Origin of the sequence: Vibrio sp. St2, from assembly GCF_947311885.1 — a bacterium.
GTDB classification, from domain to species: Bacteria; Pseudomonadota; Gammaproteobacteria; order Enterobacterales; family Vibrionaceae; genus Vibrio; species Vibrio coralliilyticus.
In genome coordinates this window covers 70,425-86,902 of record NZ_CAMZNA010000003.1, presented here as the reverse complement: position 1 = coordinate 86,902, position 16,478 = coordinate 70,425, and the positions used below count along the sequence as shown (strand labels likewise).

14 protein-coding genes are annotated in these 16,478 nt (G+C 46.5%); 11 read left to right on the top strand and 3 right to left on the bottom strand.

All coding sequences use genetic code 11. The features are described 5' to 3' along the window. The first annotated feature begins 51 nt into the window (after positions 1-51). The 10 genes from QMA41_RS12150 (at position 52) to QMA41_RS12105 (ending at position 14,232) form a co-directional block, all read left to right on the top strand. Entirely contained in the window at positions 52-1,065 is a 1,014-nt protein-coding gene (locus QMA41_RS12150; RefSeq protein ID WP_281629786.1) for a methyltransferase, read from the top strand. A gap of 209 nt (positions 1,066-1,274) precedes the next feature. After that, a complete protein-coding gene (locus QMA41_RS12145) occupies positions 1,275-2,579 on the top strand; it encodes an MATE family efflux transporter (protein WP_281629785.1) in 1,305 nt (434 codons plus the stop codon). Between the two features lie 169 nt (positions 2,580-2,748). Continuing rightward, the gene (locus QMA41_RS12140) at positions 2,749-3,510 is read left to right on the top strand and encodes an ATP-binding cassette domain-containing protein (protein WP_281629784.1); all 762 of its coding nucleotides are present in this window, start codon (positions 2,749-2,751) and stop codon (positions 3,508-3,510) included. A 20-nt stretch (positions 3,511-3,530) separates the two neighbouring features. Beyond that, positions 3,531-4,379: a dipeptide/oligopeptide/nickel ABC transporter ATP-binding protein gene (locus tag QMA41_RS12135; protein WP_281629783.1), complete on the top strand. Its 849-nt coding sequence runs from the start codon at positions 3,531-3,533 to the stop codon at positions 4,377-4,379. After that, positions 4,369-5,883 (top strand): ABC transporter substrate-binding protein, encoded by a 1,515-nt coding sequence (locus tag QMA41_RS12130; protein ID WP_281629782.1) that lies wholly within the window; start codon positions 4,369-4,371, stop codon positions 5,881-5,883. The genes QMA41_RS12135 and QMA41_RS12130 overlap by 11 nt, the downstream gene beginning before the upstream one ends. 46 nt (positions 5,884-5,929) lie before the next feature. Further along, entirely contained in the window at positions 5,930-7,639 is a 1,710-nt protein-coding gene (locus QMA41_RS12125) for an ABC transporter permease subunit (protein ID WP_281629781.1), read from the top strand. A gap of 345 nt (positions 7,640-7,984) precedes the next feature. After that, the gene (locus tag QMA41_RS12120; RefSeq protein WP_281629780.1) at positions 7,985-9,775 is read left to right on the top strand and encodes a M28 family metallopeptidase; all 1,791 of its coding nucleotides are present in this window, start codon (positions 7,985-7,987) and stop codon (positions 9,773-9,775) included. A 171-nt stretch (positions 9,776-9,946) separates the two neighbouring features. After that, the gene (locus tag QMA41_RS12115; RefSeq protein ID WP_281629779.1) at positions 9,947-11,740 is read left to right on the top strand and encodes an alpha-amylase family glycosyl hydrolase; all 1,794 of its coding nucleotides are present in this window, start codon (positions 9,947-9,949) and stop codon (positions 11,738-11,740) included. Then, on the top strand, positions 11,737-13,584 hold the full coding sequence (gene malZ, locus QMA41_RS12110) for a maltodextrin glucosidase (RefSeq protein WP_281629778.1): 1,848 nt from the start codon (positions 11,737-11,739) through the stop codon (positions 13,582-13,584). Before QMA41_RS12115 ends, malZ begins: the two co-directional genes overlap by 4 nt. 198 nt (positions 13,585-13,782) lie before the next feature. Next, complete coding sequence (locus QMA41_RS12105) at positions 13,783-14,232, top strand: hypothetical protein (RefSeq protein WP_095666033.1); 450 nt, start codon at positions 13,783-13,785, stop codon at positions 14,230-14,232. Here QMA41_RS12105 and QMA41_RS12100 read toward each other — a convergent pair. After that, positions 14,229-14,843, bottom strand: a complete 615-nt coding sequence (locus tag QMA41_RS12100; protein WP_021457517.1) for a DsbA family protein — start codon at positions 14,841-14,843, stop codon at positions 14,229-14,231. The genes QMA41_RS12105 and QMA41_RS12100 overlap by 4 nt on opposite strands. Positions 14,844-15,013: 170 nt before the next feature. Between QMA41_RS12100 and QMA41_RS12095 the strand changes: the two genes are divergently transcribed. Further along, positions 15,014-15,196 carry a hypothetical protein gene (locus tag QMA41_RS12095; RefSeq protein WP_019274709.1) on the top strand — a complete coding sequence of 61 codons (183 nt, stop codon included), beginning with the start codon at positions 15,014-15,016 and terminating at the stop codon, positions 15,194-15,196. 50 nt (positions 15,197-15,246) lie between these two features. Here the strand turns inward: QMA41_RS12095 and QMA41_RS12090 are convergent, their stop codons facing one another. Both QMA41_RS12090 and QMA41_RS12085 read right to left on the bottom strand, forming a co-directional pair. Next, complete coding sequence (locus QMA41_RS12090) at positions 15,247-15,873, bottom strand: LysE family translocator (RefSeq protein ID WP_006960471.1); 627 nt, start codon at positions 15,871-15,873, stop codon at positions 15,247-15,249. Between the two features lie 81 nt (positions 15,874-15,954). Next, positions 15,955-16,464 (bottom strand): DUF6653 family protein, encoded by a 510-nt coding sequence (locus QMA41_RS12085; protein WP_281629777.1) that lies wholly within the window; start codon positions 16,462-16,464, stop codon positions 15,955-15,957. Positions 16,465-16,478 lie beyond the last annotated feature (14 nt).

The following is a 16,478-nucleotide window of genomic DNA, read 5'->3' as shown; positions in this document are numbered from 1 at the left end:
AAAGCTAGCTTGCTAAATACGCAATAAATAACGGTTTAATGAGGTAGTTTTATGAGTAATGTAGAGTCCACTAAAAAGATATCTGAAATCATGATGCTGCCTCTGGCAGCCAAAGCACTCAATGTGGCCGCAGAACTGGGGCTTGCCGACTTATTAAAAGAGGGCTCGCTCGACATCGACGCACTTGCTTTAGCTTGTAATGCGGATAAGACTGTCCTGCTAAATACGCTTAAGGTCGTCGAGCTGTTTGGTTTTTTTGATGTTGAAGATGATCGAATGATCAGCAATAACACGCATTCCATGCTGCTTCTTTCCGACCACCCCCAATCTATGCGACATTTCTGCCGACTGTTCGGCGAAGAATATTATCGCGGCTATGAGGGACTACTCCATACCTGTAAAACTGGAGACTCCGGATTCAAACACATCTATGACCAGACGCTTTACCAGTATTTAGAATCCACACCTTCTCGTTCCCCCGTGTATGATCTCGCTATGCGTGACTTTTCAAGACCAGTGGGCTCAGAGCTCGCCAGAGTTTTTCCAGATATGTTCAGTTTTGCGGGTAGCTTGATGGACATTGGTGGCGGAAGCGGCGTAATTACCGCAGAGTTACTCAATCGCTACGAACATTTGTCTGGGTGTATCTTTGACCGAGAAGAAGTGTGCGAGCAAAGTTGGCAGTACTTGCCCAGCGACATTCACGACAGAGTTGAGGTCTGCTGCGGCGATTTCTTCGATTCTATCCCCTCCGGCTACGATATTTATCTGCTGAAAAACGTCCTGCACAACTGGAATACACAGTCTTGTAAAGACATACTCGACACGGTTGCTCGATCGCTAGAAGACAATCGCCTGCTGGTGATTGAACCTCTCGTTGAAGACGGTGAGCGCTCTCCACGACTGCTGTTCAACGCCCTCTTCCAATCGGTTATCTGTGAAGACGGCACCCATCAACGCAGCTTAAGCGATATGGAAAAGCTACTCGCCAAATCAAATCTACGCGTCGCCCGTAGTGCAAAACTCGCCACGGGACACACTGTGATGGAAGTGATGAAAGGCTAACCAAAAGTTACGCACTAAAACTAAAGATTCACAAACCAAATTATCAACAAGTAAAGGCTAAGCATTTAATATGCTTAGCCTTGTTATATTTTTGGGTTTTGTTATTTACTGTAATGATAATCAATACAATCTTTGACTCTCATCCTGATCTTGGACATCATCTCCCTCCTCCACCCTGACACTGTTCATATAAAACTCGGCAGAATAAGATGGCTCTGACCCACAAAGACTACTTTAAAATTGCATTTCCTTTCATCGTTTCTACTGTAACTCAGCCTTTGTTGGGGGCGGTGGACACTGCCGTGATTGGTAGGCTCGGTGTCGCTGAGATGATTGGTGGTGTAGCGGTCGGTACGGTCATCATGAACACCTTGTATTGGCTATTTGGCTTTTTCCGAGTCAGTACCACAGGGCAAAGTGCGATTGCGTTAGGTAAAAACAGTCCAGAAGAGCAAGCGAGCAGCTTATTTCGTCCTTTCGTACTTTCGCTCAGCCTTGGCTTGATTTTTATTGCATTGCAGTCCGTGATTTGGATGGGCGCAAAACTGATTATCTCCCCTGATGCAGTCGTGGCAGAAAACACTAAGATTTACTTCGATATCATGATCTTTGGTGCGCCATTTGTACTGCTGAATTACACCGTTATTGGTTGGTTAATGGGGCAGGCGAAAGCCAAAGAAACCTTGTTCACGCAAGTGTTTGGCAACGTGCTGAACATAGTGCTGGATGTCGTATTTGTGTTGTACTTCGACATGGGAATTGCTGGTGTTGCGTTGGCGACACTTATCGCGCAAATCTCGACGTTTGTTATTGGTGCGGTGCTGGTGTTGAGAACCTGTCGTTTTTCGTTGTTTGATTACATTCAGACCGCAAAAATGACGCGTAAAGATCTCAAGGTCATTGCGTCTTCCAATATGGATCTGCTGCTTCGTACTTTGTGTCTACTGGTGTTCTTCAACATGATGGCGCGTGTAGGCTCTCAGCTTGGTTCTGATGTGCTCGCAGTGAACGCAATCTTGATGCAAGTGACCTTCATCGTCAGCTACATGTTTGATGGTGTGGCGAATGCGTCGAGCGTCTTTGCAGGTAAAACGGTTGGGCAGAAGAATCCGAGATTGCTTGATAACGTGATTAAGCTAAACACGCAATGGACCGCAGCGTTCGTCGTTGTCTTGACCTTGCTGTTGGTGCTGTTCAAACACCAAGTGGTGACGTTGTTTACCACTTTGCCAAACCTTGTTGAGCTGTATCTCGACATGAGCCCTTGGTTATTGGTGTTCCCATTGGTTGCGGGTTTTGGTCTTACGTTTTACGGCATCTTTACCGGCACAGGGACCACGCGACCAGTGCGTAACTCTACCTTCCTAACCATGATAGTGTTCTTAGTGACCCAATTTATTGCGGTGCAATACTGGGGCAATCACGGTTTGTGGCTGGCATTTACTGTGTTCTACGTTGGACGCTTTGTTTTCTTGTACCCAAGCATCATTCAGGTGAAGAAAAAATGTCTTTAGTCATATTAAATGGACGTCATTTCATATCATTGTGAATCATACCAATCGCGATAGTTCGCATTGATGATGTGAGGGAAAAATAAGCTGAAATAACTACTCCAGACGGTTTTATTGCACAAAATCACGTGATAGCATTGTTATGTTATAATGTTACATTTATTTTGATGTCGTGATTTCTCAACCAATACTCTCCGTTAATAATTTCAGCCTTGCAGACTCAGAACACACACTCTTCAAAGACATTTCTTTTGAGCTGTCCCAAGGTGAAGTTCTTGCCATTATGGGACCTTCTGGCATTGGTAAATCCATGTTGTCGAAAGCCGTCGCAGGTTTTTTGCCGTCTGATATTTGGGTAGACGGAAGTATCCAGCTCAACAGCAGTGAAGTCGCAAAAACTAGCATGTTGCAACGCAGTCATTCGCAACGTCCAGCGGTCATTTTCCAAGATGCACTTAAAGCGCTGAATCCATTGGCCTCTGTCGAACAACAACTGTGTTTGGCGTTAACGGGCAACAAAACACGCTTGTCTTCAGCAAACCGAGACACGGTGACGACCTTGTTGTCTCAACTCGGATTTGCGGATCCAAAAGCAGCATTAGCGCAGCATCCAAGCCAGTTATCTGGTGGTCAGCGCCAGCGTATTTGTATTGCGATTGCGTTGCTTGGTAGTGCCAACTTGATCATCGCTGATGAGCCCACCAGTGCGCTCGACCCAATCACTGAAGCGGAGATCCTTGAGTTGATCCGCAGTAGTGTTCAACAACGCAACATCAGTGGTTTGTTGATCACGCACGATCTATCTGCGGCTTTGGCGTGTGACAAAGTCTTGGTGATTGCGGACAACACCATGGTGGCTTATGGCGCACCATGGCAAGCCATTCAGCAAAGTTCGCATCCTTTCTGCCAACAACTTGCGCAACTGCTGCCTTAACCTCATCTCTGGAGCCTATTTTGACTAAGCATAACTTGAGCGGGCACACGCAGCCTAAATCGGCGGAAGTTCGCTTTGAGCAAGTCAGTGTTCACTATTACTCCAAACCAAGTTGGTTAGGGGGCAAACCGTTTAAAGCGCTCGAACAATTGGATCTCGCTATCGACACACAGAACATTGCGATTGTTGGTCCTTCTGGTGCGGGTAAATCGACCTTGATTGAGCTTCTTTTTGGTCTTCGTAAACCCACATCTGGTGAAGTGTATGTCTGTGGCTATCCGCTATCGCGTATGTCGGCTAATCAGCGCCAAGAGCTGTGTCAGCACATTCAATTGATTCCGCAAGAGCCGCAATCGAGCTTGAATCCGTATTACAGTGTTCGCCAGATCTTACTGGAGCCGCTAAGCAATATTGGTGTAACGCAAGGGCTCAATGAGAAGGTCGAAAAGGTATTGGCGGATGTCGGTTTGGAACTCACTTTGCTGGATCGTAACCCACAGCAATTATCAGTTGGGCAAGCCCAACGAGTGGCTATCGCCAGAGCTTTGATTGTTGAGCCTTGTGTGTTGGTTGCCGATGAGCCAACCAGCAGCCTAGATCCCGTCAGTCGTAAACAGATTCTCGACCTGTTGGCAGGTATTCAAAAGAGTCGTCAAATGCGCCTGATTTTGGTGACACATGACCTCGATGCTGCACAAACCCTATGCGATGAAATCCTAGTGTTAGACAAAGGGCGCGTTGTCGAGCACGGCACAGCACATAACGTGACAAATAACCCATCACACTTGATCACGAGAGCCTTGATGAGCGCTCAACACAAAAGTAATGAATTCACAAAAACCATTGGAGAGGTTTCTTATGCACCTTAGTACTCCCAAGTTAGCTTTGTCGCTGGCTTTAAGCGCACTGCTGACGGGTTGTTTTGACTCTGGCGAAAGCAAGCCAGAAGCGGAAAAAGCAGCTGCACCGCAAGCAACGGAAATTCGCGTTGCCATGATGCAACCACCACGCACAGGTTTGTCGCCACTTTCAGATGACGCGTTCAAACTGTCACGTTGGAGCACAGCAGAAACGTTGGTGAACCTAAACGATCAGTCGGTAGCAGAGCCTATGCTGGCAACAGAATGGGAACAAGTTGACCCGATGACGTGGCAATTTACGGTACGTAAGGGCGTGAAATTCCACGATGGTTCTGACCTTGATGCCAACGCGGTTGTGAACTCTCTACAAAAAGCATTAGATGCCGCACCTAAGCCACGCATTTTGGATGGTATCGAATGGCAAGTTCGCGCATTGGACGACTTCACTGTTGAAATCAAAACGACCTTTAACGATCCATTGTTGCCAAGCCGTCTATCTAGCCCACAGTTAGCGATCCTTTCTGGTGTTGCATACCAAGAAAACGGTCGTGTTGTACCAATCAATGCGGGTACAGGTCCATTCGCTCTAACAGAAATCAACGGGACAACCAGCGCTAAATTGAAGCGTTTTGACGGTTACTGGGGTGAAAAAGCAAAAGTAGACAGTATCTTTGCTGAATACGTACCAAACGGTTTTGCGCGTGCTGCAGCACTGCGTACCGGTGAGGCGGATGTAGTTGAAGCCGTTCCTGTATCGCAAATCGCGATGATGGAATCTTCACGGCTGCACGAAGTTGCAATGCCGCGTACCAACACGCTTTACCTGAACAACAAATCGGATGTATTTAGCCAGTTTGGTTTACGTAAAGCAGCGGCTCAAGCGGTTAACCGTGAGCAAATCATCAAAACGGTTTACGAGAACCACGCCGATTCAGCGAAAGATCTTTTAGGTCCTGCACTGGCATGGGCGGGGCCAATTCGTGATGCGAATCCTCGTATGGAAACCATGGAAATGCGCCACGCGAATGGTGAGAAGATCACCATCGGTACGTTTACCGACCGTGCTGAGTTGCCAGAAGTGGCGGTGCTACTAAAGCAACAACTTGAAGCGGCTGGCTTTGTAGTTGAGCTAGACGTTCGTGAATACGCACAAATCGAAAACGATGCACTAGCAGGTAAGTTTGATGCCTTCTTGTTGTCACGTGCAACTGTGCTGGATTCTGGTGACCCAGTGGCGTACATGCAAAGTGACTTTAGCTGTAAAGGTTCTTACAACCTAGGACAGTTCTGCTCTGAAGAAGTGGACGCAGCATTGAAACACGCTGATCGTCAGCCTTTGGGTGAGAAGCGCCAGCAAGCGATCATCGAAGCAGAAAGTAAAATCCTTGAGCAATACGCTGTGATTCCACTGCTGCACGAGCGAGTAATCCAAGGTGAGAGTGACCGCGTGAAGAATGCGCAACGTGACCCACGTGAGCGTCGCCTGATCGACCAGTTTACACAGGTGAACTAACTCGATGTCGTCTGTTGCCAACATGCGCTCTTGTTTGAGCACTTGTATGCCTGAATGGTTTACGCGTTTTTTGTCGCGCTTCCTGTCACTCGGGGTAGTGGTTGTGCTGGTGGGTTTGATGCCGGATATTGCAGGTATCGACCCAAGCCAATCAATCCTCCGTGCTCGTGCGGGTGCTCAACAGTTGCTGACGGCAGAAGCTCTGCAAGCCATTCGAGAAGATCTTCAACTTGACCGCAGCGCTGCTGAGCGACTGTGGGATTGGTTGACGCTTGCCATGCAAGGTGACTTAGGTGTCTCTTGGGTGAGTGGCGCATCCGTGATGGAGAGCGTTCAACAAACCGCAAAAACGTCGCTACTACTGATGCTTACAGCGTTAGGTATGGCATTTGTAATGTGCATGGCGAGCGTGCTTTACACTGTGCGTCGTTGGCAACAGAATCATTTAGACAAACATCATGACACGCTCAGTTCGGTGTTGGTTTCATTGCCTGAGTACGTGATTGCTTCATTGCTGATCATGGTGTTTTCCATTTGGTTGGGCTGGTTCCCGCCTTATGGTTGGCAAGGCGTGCAAAACCTCTGGCTACCAAGTTTGGCAATGGCATTGCCTGCTGCTGGCTTGTTCGGTCGCTTGCTCAATGACAGCCTCAAGCGTGTATTAGATGAACCTTGGGTGATCACTTGGCTATCGGCGAACGTCAGTCAGTTTCAAATCTTACGCTTTGCCTTGTGGCGTGCCGTTAGTAACTTGATTCCTCAAATCGCAATGACGGTGATTGGTTTGACCGGCGGCGCGGTTGCTGTGGAACAGGTGTTCTCCATTCCGGGTATCGGACGACTAATTTTAGGCGCGGCGAAGTCACAAGATCTGCCGATGTTGCAAGGAGGCTTGTTGGTGTTGCTGGTGTTCTCGATGCTGATCAGCAGTGCGAGCATCTTATTGCAACGCTGGTTACTCGGGCACAGTGTCACAAGTGGCAAGTTGATCAGCAGTCACAGTACGTTCCGTTTTACCCAAAGCACCACCAAACGTATCGTCAGTGCGACAATCTTTGCCTTGCTGATTGGTTGTGCGGGGTGGGCGTTAATGCGCGATCCTTACACAATCCAATTTACCCGCCTTGAATCGCCAAGCTTAGCAGCACCGTTTGGTGCCGATGCGGTCGGGCGAGATCTGCTTGCTCGTGTTGGCGGCGGTATGATGTCGACAATCAAAATGGGCATCATCGCGACGTTCCTAAGTTTGGTGATTGGTTTACTGCTTGGCTTCGTGACTCGTTATAGCCAAGGCTTAATTGAGATCACCAAAGGTGTGCCATACATTGTGGCGGGTCTGCTGATTGCTGGCCTAACGGGGATGAACCCAAACAGTGCCTTGATTGCGATTGTTATGGTGTCGTGGGCACCATTAGCGGCGCACTGCGCGAGCTTGTTGATGGAAGCCAAAGCGCAACCTTATACGCATCTTGCGCCCATTTGGGGAACCAGTCAGTGGCGAGTACTACGTTACTACTTGTTGCCTTATGTGCTGCCGCCATTGATTCGTCATGCGTTTCTGCGTTTGCCGTACATTACGCTCAGCCTAACTTCTCTGAGTTTTATCGGACTTGGCGTTAAACCGCCAGAACCTGAGTGGGGCTTATTGATTGCAGAGAATCTGCCTTACATAGAGCGCTCGCCATTGGGTGTCTTGCTGCCAATCTCAGGTTTAGTTTTGATGGCAATAGCAATCAATCTATTGTTCGATGATTAGGAATGAGTCGCTTCTAATCATCGATTCCTCAATCTCCCACCACCTATCAATTACACAACTATGCAGCTAACAGTAAAAATTAATATGAATTTAACTGCATATCATGTTGCCATGTATCACAGTTTACCAGATAACAAACTTATCAATTAAAAGACCATAAAAATCTCATAACTAATTGAAAATGTTGATTTTGAGATCTAGAACATTAGCTCTACCTATGAATTACATCTTTCTCATTTGTATTATTTGATATGCATTCATTTTTATAAAATATGTTAATTTTAACATTTTTATAACTTAATCTTTTGTGAAGAATTGAATGGATTGTTCAAAAAGGAGTCACACATGCAAGTAAGCATAACAACAAAAAAATCCATTCTCGCGACTGTTATCAGTACCACCATGCTATCAGGGTGTTTCTGGGACGATCCACGTGAGGTGGCAAAATACGTCAGTGAAAACATCGATAGAGATGAAGTTGTCAGCCACCTAGTAACGCTAGAAGGTTTGGCTTCTGCCACTACAGATGGCAATTCCATTACTCGTGCAGCCGGCACCAAGGGTTACGCCAACTCGGTTGAGTTCATTGTCGAAACAATGAAAGAACATGGTTACATCGTTACTACACAAGAGTTTGACTTCCGCGCTTGGGAAGAGTTAGTTGGCACGAAAGCTAACGTCGATGGCAAAGATCTTCTCAGCGTACGCGAAGCCGATGAAGGTGTTGAAGCAGACTTCGCCGTCATGTCTTACTCAGGTAACTCCAATGGCCAGGTCAGTGGCGAGCTCGCGTTCGTTACACCAGACTTCCGCTTTGATGCACCCGATTACGACAGCACTGATGGCTGTGAAGCATCTGACTTCACAGGCAAAGACGTAGCAGGCAAGATTGCCGTTATCCAGCGTGGTGGCTGTGCATTTGACGCAAAAGTTGTTAACGCAGAAAACGCAGGAGCGAAAGCGGTTATCGTCTTCAACCAAGGCAACGATGAAGGCAGAAAATCTGTCGTTAACGGCACGCTAGGAAGTGATACGAAAGCGACCATTGCCGCTTTAGGAGCGCGCTTCGATCTTGGTCAAGAGTGGTACAACAAAGCACAATCTGAAACGGTATTGGCAAATCTTACGGTCAATGTGAAAGATGAAGACGTCGTAACGCAAAACATTCTTGCAGAAACCCCTCGCGGTAACGACGATCAAGTCGTCATGCTTGGTGCTCACCTCGACTCTGTTCCAGAAGGTCCAGGTATCAACGATAACGGCACAGGTACAGCTGGCCTACTTGAATACGCCGTGACCCTATCTGAGCTTGAAGTACCAGTGAAGAATAAAGTGCGCTTCGCATGGTGGGCGGCTGAAGAAGCAGGTCTAGTGGGTTCTGAGTACTACACCAATGACTTGTTCCAACCAATTTACAATGACGCACAGGCTCAGATTCTTGAAGAACTAGGTTTGAAAGATCCAAGTGAGCTAACGCCAGATCAGGTAGAACTGGTTGAAGCTCGTTACACTGAGCTCAATAAAGTGAAGCTGTACCTGAACTTCGACATGATTGGTTCACCTAACTACATCTATGGTGTAATGGACGGTGACTTGTCTGATACTAAAGACAGCCCAGATAATGCTTACACTGGCGATTTCAAACCGCCATACGGCACATCTGACATCGAGTCTATCTTCCAAGAGTTCTTTACTGATAAACAAGAAGCAACCATTCCTCAAGCTCTATCGAAACGTTCTGACTACGCAGGTTTCGCTGACTGGGGTGTTGCATTTGGTGGCCTGTTCACTGGTGCAGAGAAAGTGAAAACAGCTGAAGAAGTTGAGAAATTCGGCGGTGACATCGATGTGTCTTACGATAAGTGTTACCACCAGGCGTGTGATGACGTGAATAACGTTAACCAGAACGCGCTTTACACCAATACTCAGTCACTTGCTTACGTAACAACTTACTACGCAATGAGCAAACAGTTGTTCCCAGAGCAGCCAGCAGAACCTGAAGTGAAAGTACAGCGTGCCTTCTCTACTGCTGAAGCGCCAAAAGAGAAACTACGCATTGGCGAAAGACTCAAAGCGGCAGATAGCGTCTCTGACCACGATCACTTCCACGGTGACTTTGATCAAGACCTGAAATAATCACCTTTCGTAATACAAACGCCGTGCCTCGCACGGCGTTTTTCGTTCTATCTCACGTTTTCATCACTGAGCGTCTTTCTACGCCCCACACTCTCGCCAAAAGGAGGAGTCAAACCCCATCAATTTCCACTAGCCTTAAATCAACCTCAATAAGAATGGTTAGATTGTTGAATGAAGAAGTACAATATTTATCAGGTCTTTACCCGTCTGTTTGGCAACACGAATACCATCAATCAGCCATGGGGCAACATAGATACCAATGGGGTTGGCAAGTTCAGTCACTTTACTGAAAAGGCTTTAAATGAAATTCGTGATTTGGGCATCACACACATCTGGTTTACTGGCGTACCACATCATGCTCTGGTCAATGATTACACGCATGTAGGAATCGACAATGATCACCCTTCGGTTGTCAAAGGCCGTGCAGGCTCTCCTTACGCGGTAAAGGATTACTACTCGGTCAACCCAGATCTAGCTGATGACCCCAGTCGACGAAACCAGGAATTCGACGATTTAATCAGTCGCACCCACAATGCTGGCCTCAAAGTGATCATCGACATCGTACCTAATCATGTGGCTCGGGTTTATAAAGGGTTAAACAACCCTTCAGGTGTGGAAGATTTTGGAGCTCACGATGACACCAATGTCGGTTATCACAAAGACAACAACTTCTACTATATTCCAGATGCTCCTTTTGAACTGCCAAGCGAATTATCGACTGAAAAGATCCTTGGAGGAGACGTGCATCCACACTTGGAGACGCCCTATCAGGAGTTTCCGGCGAAATGGACAGGCAATGGCTCAAGGAAAGCTCAGCCGTCTATTGATGATTGGTACGAGACAGTAAAAGTCAATTATGGTGTTCGCCCTGACGGCAGCAAAGACTTTCCTATCTTGTCAGAAGAATACCGCTTTAAGCCTCATTCGGAGCACCATCAATTCTGGCAGGATAAATCCGTTCCGGATTCGTGGAAAAAGTTTCGGGATATCGCACTTTACTGGCTTGAACAAGGCGTCGATGGCTTTCGCTACGATATGGCCGAAATGGTACCTGTCGAGTTCTGGAGCTATCTCAATTCTTCGATAAAAATGGCTAATCAAGATGCTTTTCTAATGGCTGAGGTCTATCAGCCGGATCTTTATCGCGACTATATCCAGCTCGGAAAAATGGATTATCTCTACGACAAGGTTGATCTCTATGACCAGTTGAAATCAATTATACAAGGTCACGGTTCTACGCGAGAGATTGGCCGCATTGAGTATCAGCTACGCGATATTGAGCACCATATGCTGCACTTCCTCGACAACCATGATGAACAGAGACTTGCCTCGCCCGAATTTGCGGGATGTGCTCAAAAAGGCAAACCCGCCATGTTGGTGTCTACTTGCCTATCAAGCTCTCCTAGCATGATCTATTTCGGTCAAGAAGTCGGTGAGCCTGGGGCGGAGTTCGGTGGATTTGGTACTCCTAGCCGCACGTCAATATTCGACTATGTGGGCGTACCTCACCATCAGCGTTGGATGAACCATGGCGCTTTTGACGGAGGCCAACTGAGTGAGGATGAAGAAGCGCTGAAAGCCTTCTACCAAAAGCTGCTTAACCTAACGTTAAAAAGCCCTGCCCTATTGGGAGACTACCACGACCTTTACGCTGCGAACTTTGACAATTTCGGCGAAATGCAAGATCAGTTGTTCGCTTTCGCCAGATCCAGTAAAGAACAAAAACTGATTGTTGTTGCCAATTTCAGCGCGCAACAAGGTAAACAAGTCGAACTGATTCTCCCTTACTCGCTCATTTCTGACTGGCAGCTGCTTCCCGGACAATATCGTTGGATAGATAGGATGAGCAACTCTGAGTACACCCTGAATGTGACTCAAACATCAGCTTCCATTTCTATGCTGCTTTCCCCACTGGCAAGCCTGTTCCTTGAGCTTGTCGCCCCTGATTCGGAACAAAAGTTATGACACATCCATTTATCTTTCATGGCCAAAGTAAAGACTGGTTTCGTGTTACCAATGACACGCTAACCCTCAAGCTTGCAATAGAAAAAGGCACTGAGTTGAACAAAGTCTTGGTCCGTCACGAACCTGACAATGAAGAATATCTGGTAGAAATGCAGCCCGATGGTGAAACACATCATCTTACCTTCTGGGCCGCATCAATCACTGCCAACTCAGATCAAGACCTCACTCGCTACGCGTTTAAGATTCTCATGCCCCAGCGTCAGCTTTGGCTAGATGCAAAAGGCCTCCATACACGTATGCCGCCAAGAGAGACCCACTTTAAGTTCAACTCTAAGCATCAGCCTCCGGCTTGGGTCAACAAGCAGGTGTTCTATCAGATATTTCCCGACCGATTCTGTAATGGAAACTCTGAGATCAGTGTTAAGACTGGCGAATACAAGGTTTCAGGAGGAACAAGAAACGTCGTTGCCAAACAATGGGGTGAGCCTGTTGATGTCAGTAACGGCAATGCTGGCTGCGAGTTCTATGGCGGTGATTTACACGGCGTTGAACAAAAGCTGGACTACCTTGAAACACTTGGCATCACTGCTTTGTATCTTAATCCCATTTTTACCGCTCCGAGCAACCACAAGTACGATACCAGCGACTATTTGACTGTCGACCCACACCTTGGGAGCAACCAACATTTCACCGAGCTCTGCCAACAAATCCATCAGCGCGATATGAAAATCATGTTGGATGCGGTTTTTAATCACACCTCAACAGAGCACCCATGGTTCAATCTGCAAGGTTTGCATTCCGAAGTGGGTGCCTATCAAGGAACTCACTCTGAATATCGCGATTACTACCTTTTTGAAGGAGAAAGTCAGCTCTATGAGGGGTGGAAAGGTATTAAGTCACTGCCTGTCCTCAATTTTGAAAACAGCCGCGTAAGAAATTACATTTACCTCGGTGACGATGCCGTCATCAAACACTGGCTAAAACCGCCCTATTCTATTGATGGTTGGCGGTTCGACGTAATCCATATGCTCGGTGAAGGACAAGGTGCTAAGAATAACCAGCACTATGTCAAAGCGTTTCGCCAAGCGGCTAAATCCGTCAATCCTGATTGCTATGTTCTAGGTGAACACTTCTTTGAAGCCACTCAGTGGCTACAAGGCGATCAGGAAGACGGTGCGATGAACTACTATGGTTTCGCTCACCCACTGCGTGCCCTGCTTGCCAATCTCGACATTGCCTTTGATCCAATATCAATATCTGTACCTGAGTTTCTCAATTGGTTGTCCGAAGCCAGAGCAAAAGTTCCTTGGTTGAATCAACTTAGCCAGTTAAATCAATTAGACAGCCACGATACTGCACGATTTATGGAGTTGGTTAAACACGATCCTAGGCTGTTCAGGCTGGCTGCAACTTTGTTGTTTAGCTACGTTGGCACACCTTGTCTCTATTACGGTACAGAACTAGGCATGGAGGGAAGCCATGATCCAGACAATCGCCGATGTATGCCTTGGGAAGAAGTAGTCCACAACACCTATTTACCTTTTATCAAGCAACTGATTGAGATCCGTAAAACTCAACCTGCTCTACAAGAAGGTGATTTTGTGCTGCTTTACCAAGATGACACAAGCTTTGCCTATGCTCGTCAACTCGCTGGACAATGTGTGATCGCGGCTTTCAATTTGGGGAATAATGTAAAGTCGCTCACTCTGCCTGTCTGGAAACTGAATATCACCAATCCAGCTTTCTTCAATGCCATGACAAAGCAAAAGGTGGCAACCAGTAACAACGACGTCTCGATTCAGCTTGAGCCCGTCTCTTCAATTCTTATCGAAAGCGAACGCTAATACACGTCTTATAGAACTCGATTGCCCAGATATCTCTGGGCAATGCTATTTCGTTTCAAATTTAATCTTTTTAATAATCAATCTATTACCTTTCACATTTGCTGTTTTTAATTTAAATTGCAAAAACAATAGTTGCAATGGCAACTATTGTTTTGTAAATTTAAATCATCCCATACAGATAAAGCAAAGGTAATTAAGATGAAAAACTGGACTCGAACAATACATAAAGCAGCCGCCTTAAGTGGCTTTATGATGATTCTAAGCTTCTTTACTAGCACGCTTTATGTGGAACTGTTTGGCAGTTTTGCTCAGATCGCAAGCGTTAAGACATACATCTTCTACGCAATATGGTTTTTGATTCCAACCATGGCGTTGGCGGGTATTACAGGGGCGAAAATGGCACCGAAGGTCACAAGAGGGCCGATTGCAGAAAAGAAAAAACGCATGCCCTTAATTGCGTTAAATGGTTTGCTGGTTCTGACGCCGGCAGCCATCTACCTTCACTATCTCGCAGACGCAGGGCAGTTTAACAGTACGTTTTACATCGTTCAGATTATTGAACTGATTGCAGGCTTCACCAACTTGATACTAATGAGCATGAGTATCCGAGACGTTATGAAGCTGAAAAAGCCCGCGCAATTAGCCTAAGCCATTAAACGATGAATCTGCTCAATGGTATCTTGGGCAGATTCATAATCAACGGGCAGCTCGACCACACCATTGGCCGTCTCTACAAACAAAGATGGGAAACTATTCCCACCGATAGAGCGAGCGAAACCGAGCTCCTCCATAAGTTGTTGGTTTAGAGCTTCAGACTGAAAATCTTGCAAGAACTGCGCTTCATCAAGACCAATCTCCCCTGCTATCGCAATCAAAACTTCACTGTCACTCGGGTTTCGTGCTTGAAGGTAATAAGCGTGCTGAATGGCGCGTAGCATCTCTTTCTCCGCTCCCTGCTTACGTGCCGCTAACACTGCTCGACAAGAAGGATAAGTTGAGCGCTTAGGGGTGTTTTTTGTCCAGAAGTCATAGTTGAACTCAGTGCCCAGATAGTTTTCGATCTTTTTCCAATATGAGGCAATTTGTTCACGCATGGCGATGGGCATGGGCTCCATAGAGTCTGGCGCCAATCCACCAACCACATACTGCACTGTCACCTCATCAGCTAACGCACTCTGTATTTTTTCCCAAGTGGGTTTGTAACCCCAACACCAAGAACACATAGGGTCGTAAACGTAGTAGAGTTTGGCTGCTTGCATGAGTTCATCCTTATACTGAGTAGCGAATCAGGGTCTACATCACCAATTCAGCTATTTCCTTTAGCCCCATAGAGGTAATTGTTACCTCTACTTGATCGAGATCATTTTAACAAAGTGATTACATCATTTATGTTGACATAATGTTACGGAGATTAACAAGAGGGATGCCCATGGAACTGAAAAAAGACCCAAGATGTTACACTGACGTTTGTGTAGGTGGTAAATGGTTTCACCATGATCACTGTACCAGTAAAGCGTATATGCTCAAGGGCGGCGCGGATGTAAGTGTAGAATTTAGCAAAATACCTGAAACAGAAGACGAACTTATTGAACTGTTGATTCAGAGTGTTTAAGCAGCAAGTGCTTAGCAACCCCCATTGCTAAGCGCTTGTTTTTTATCTGTCTATTTGTTGATTGCGAGGTAAGTACCAGCAGCAATCATCACGCCACCAGCCCCTTGATTCAGCTTGCGTTGAGCGCTTGGAGTTTTCAACACTTTAACCAGTCGCCCTGCACCAATCGCTATCATCATTAACCCTGTCATCAGAGCAACAATGCTTAATACCGCGGCCAGTGCAATATCCTGACTATTAAGAACGGTTAAGTCCATAAACGTTGGCAGGAATGAAATATAGAATAGGATCACTTTAGGGTTTGAAGCTGAGATCAGAAAGCCCTGTACAAATCCGGCGATATGAGACGGAGCTTTTGGTGTTTGATCTTGTTGAATCGCTTCACTGGCCTGAGGCAGTGCTTTGATCATCTTATAACCGAGATAGATGAGGTAAGCCGCACCGACGTAACGAATCACCACAAACAGCGTTGCCCAGTTTTCAGCTATTGCGGCCAAACCCAAGCAAGCTAAAAGGAGATAGATAACATCGCTGGCAACCATTCCAGCAGACAGAGAAATACAGTGTTTTGCACCTGAAACCATCGCACGAGCAACAATGGCAAATACGCCCGGCCCAGGTGTGATGCTAAAGATCAACATCGCGATAAAAAAGGTAATCGCACTTTCAACGGTCATGGCTGTGCCTCATACATAGTGGGTTACTGAAAAGTAACATTATTGTATGAAAATACAATCGCCTTGCAGCATTCAAAGCCATTATAATTTCAGCCAGCTAGCGTACTCAGGATCCGTATCTTTCAGATCCATGTAGAGCCATACCATGCGATCGACAAACCAAGCCTTGAACGCCATTACCCAGACATTCCCCAATACGACGATACCAACATCCAACGTATACAAGCCGTATATCAAAATAGGCACGCCAAACGCAGAAAGCGTACTCAGCAGATTACACATCCTCAGATGGTGCCCCGGTATCTTTACTTTTGAGCGTTGCAAATAAATCCGCTCTCCGAAGGTTCCGATAGACGCCCAACTGTTGGTGGTTTTTGGCGCTTGGAAAACGCGAGGGTTGAGCCAGACCCAAGCAATAGAGATAACAATCGGGAGTGTCGACCAAACGCCGATCCATTCTTTTGACCAAATCGATAATGAGAGCAGCGGCAATATTGTAAATCGAGAATAAACGCTGAGCGGACTCGCATGTCGCTGCCACGCCTCTTCATCCATTCCCATCATTTTCTCAGTCCACTTAAAGATATCCACTTTTGATCTCCTTC

Coding starts and splice junctions, on each gene's coding strand:
- malZ (WP_281629778.1), top strand. CDS start 11,737: ATGACACATCCATTTATCTTTCATGGCCAAAGTAAAGACTGGTTTCGT.
- QMA41_RS12115 (WP_281629779.1), top strand. CDS start 9,947: ATGAAGAAGTACAATATTTATCAGGTCTTTACCCGTCTGTTTGGCAAC.
- QMA41_RS12125 (WP_281629781.1), top strand. CDS start 5,930: ATGCCTGAATGGTTTACGCGTTTTTTGTCGCGCTTCCTGTCACTCGGG.
- QMA41_RS12105 (WP_095666033.1), top strand. CDS start 13,783: ATGAAAAACTGGACTCGAACAATACATAAAGCAGCCGCCTTAAGTGGC.
- QMA41_RS12150 (WP_281629786.1), top strand. CDS start 52: ATGAGTAATGTAGAGTCCACTAAAAAGATATCTGAAATCATGATGCTG.
- QMA41_RS12100 (WP_021457517.1), bottom strand. CDS start 14,843: ATGCAAGCAGCCAAACTCTACTACGTTTACGACCCTATGTGTTCTTGG.
- QMA41_RS12120 (WP_281629780.1), top strand. CDS start 7,985: ATGCAAGTAAGCATAACAACAAAAAAATCCATTCTCGCGACTGTTATC.
- QMA41_RS12130 (WP_281629782.1), top strand. CDS start 4,369: ATGCACCTTAGTACTCCCAAGTTAGCTTTGTCGCTGGCTTTAAGCGCA.
- QMA41_RS12145 (WP_281629785.1), top strand. CDS start 1,275: ATGGCTCTGACCCACAAAGACTACTTTAAAATTGCATTTCCTTTCATC.
- QMA41_RS12090 (WP_006960471.1), bottom strand. CDS start 15,873: ATGACCGTTGAAAGTGCGATTACCTTTTTTATCGCGATGTTGATCTTT.
- QMA41_RS12095 (WP_019274709.1), top strand. CDS start 15,014: ATGGAACTGAAAAAAGACCCAAGATGTTACACTGACGTTTGTGTAGGT.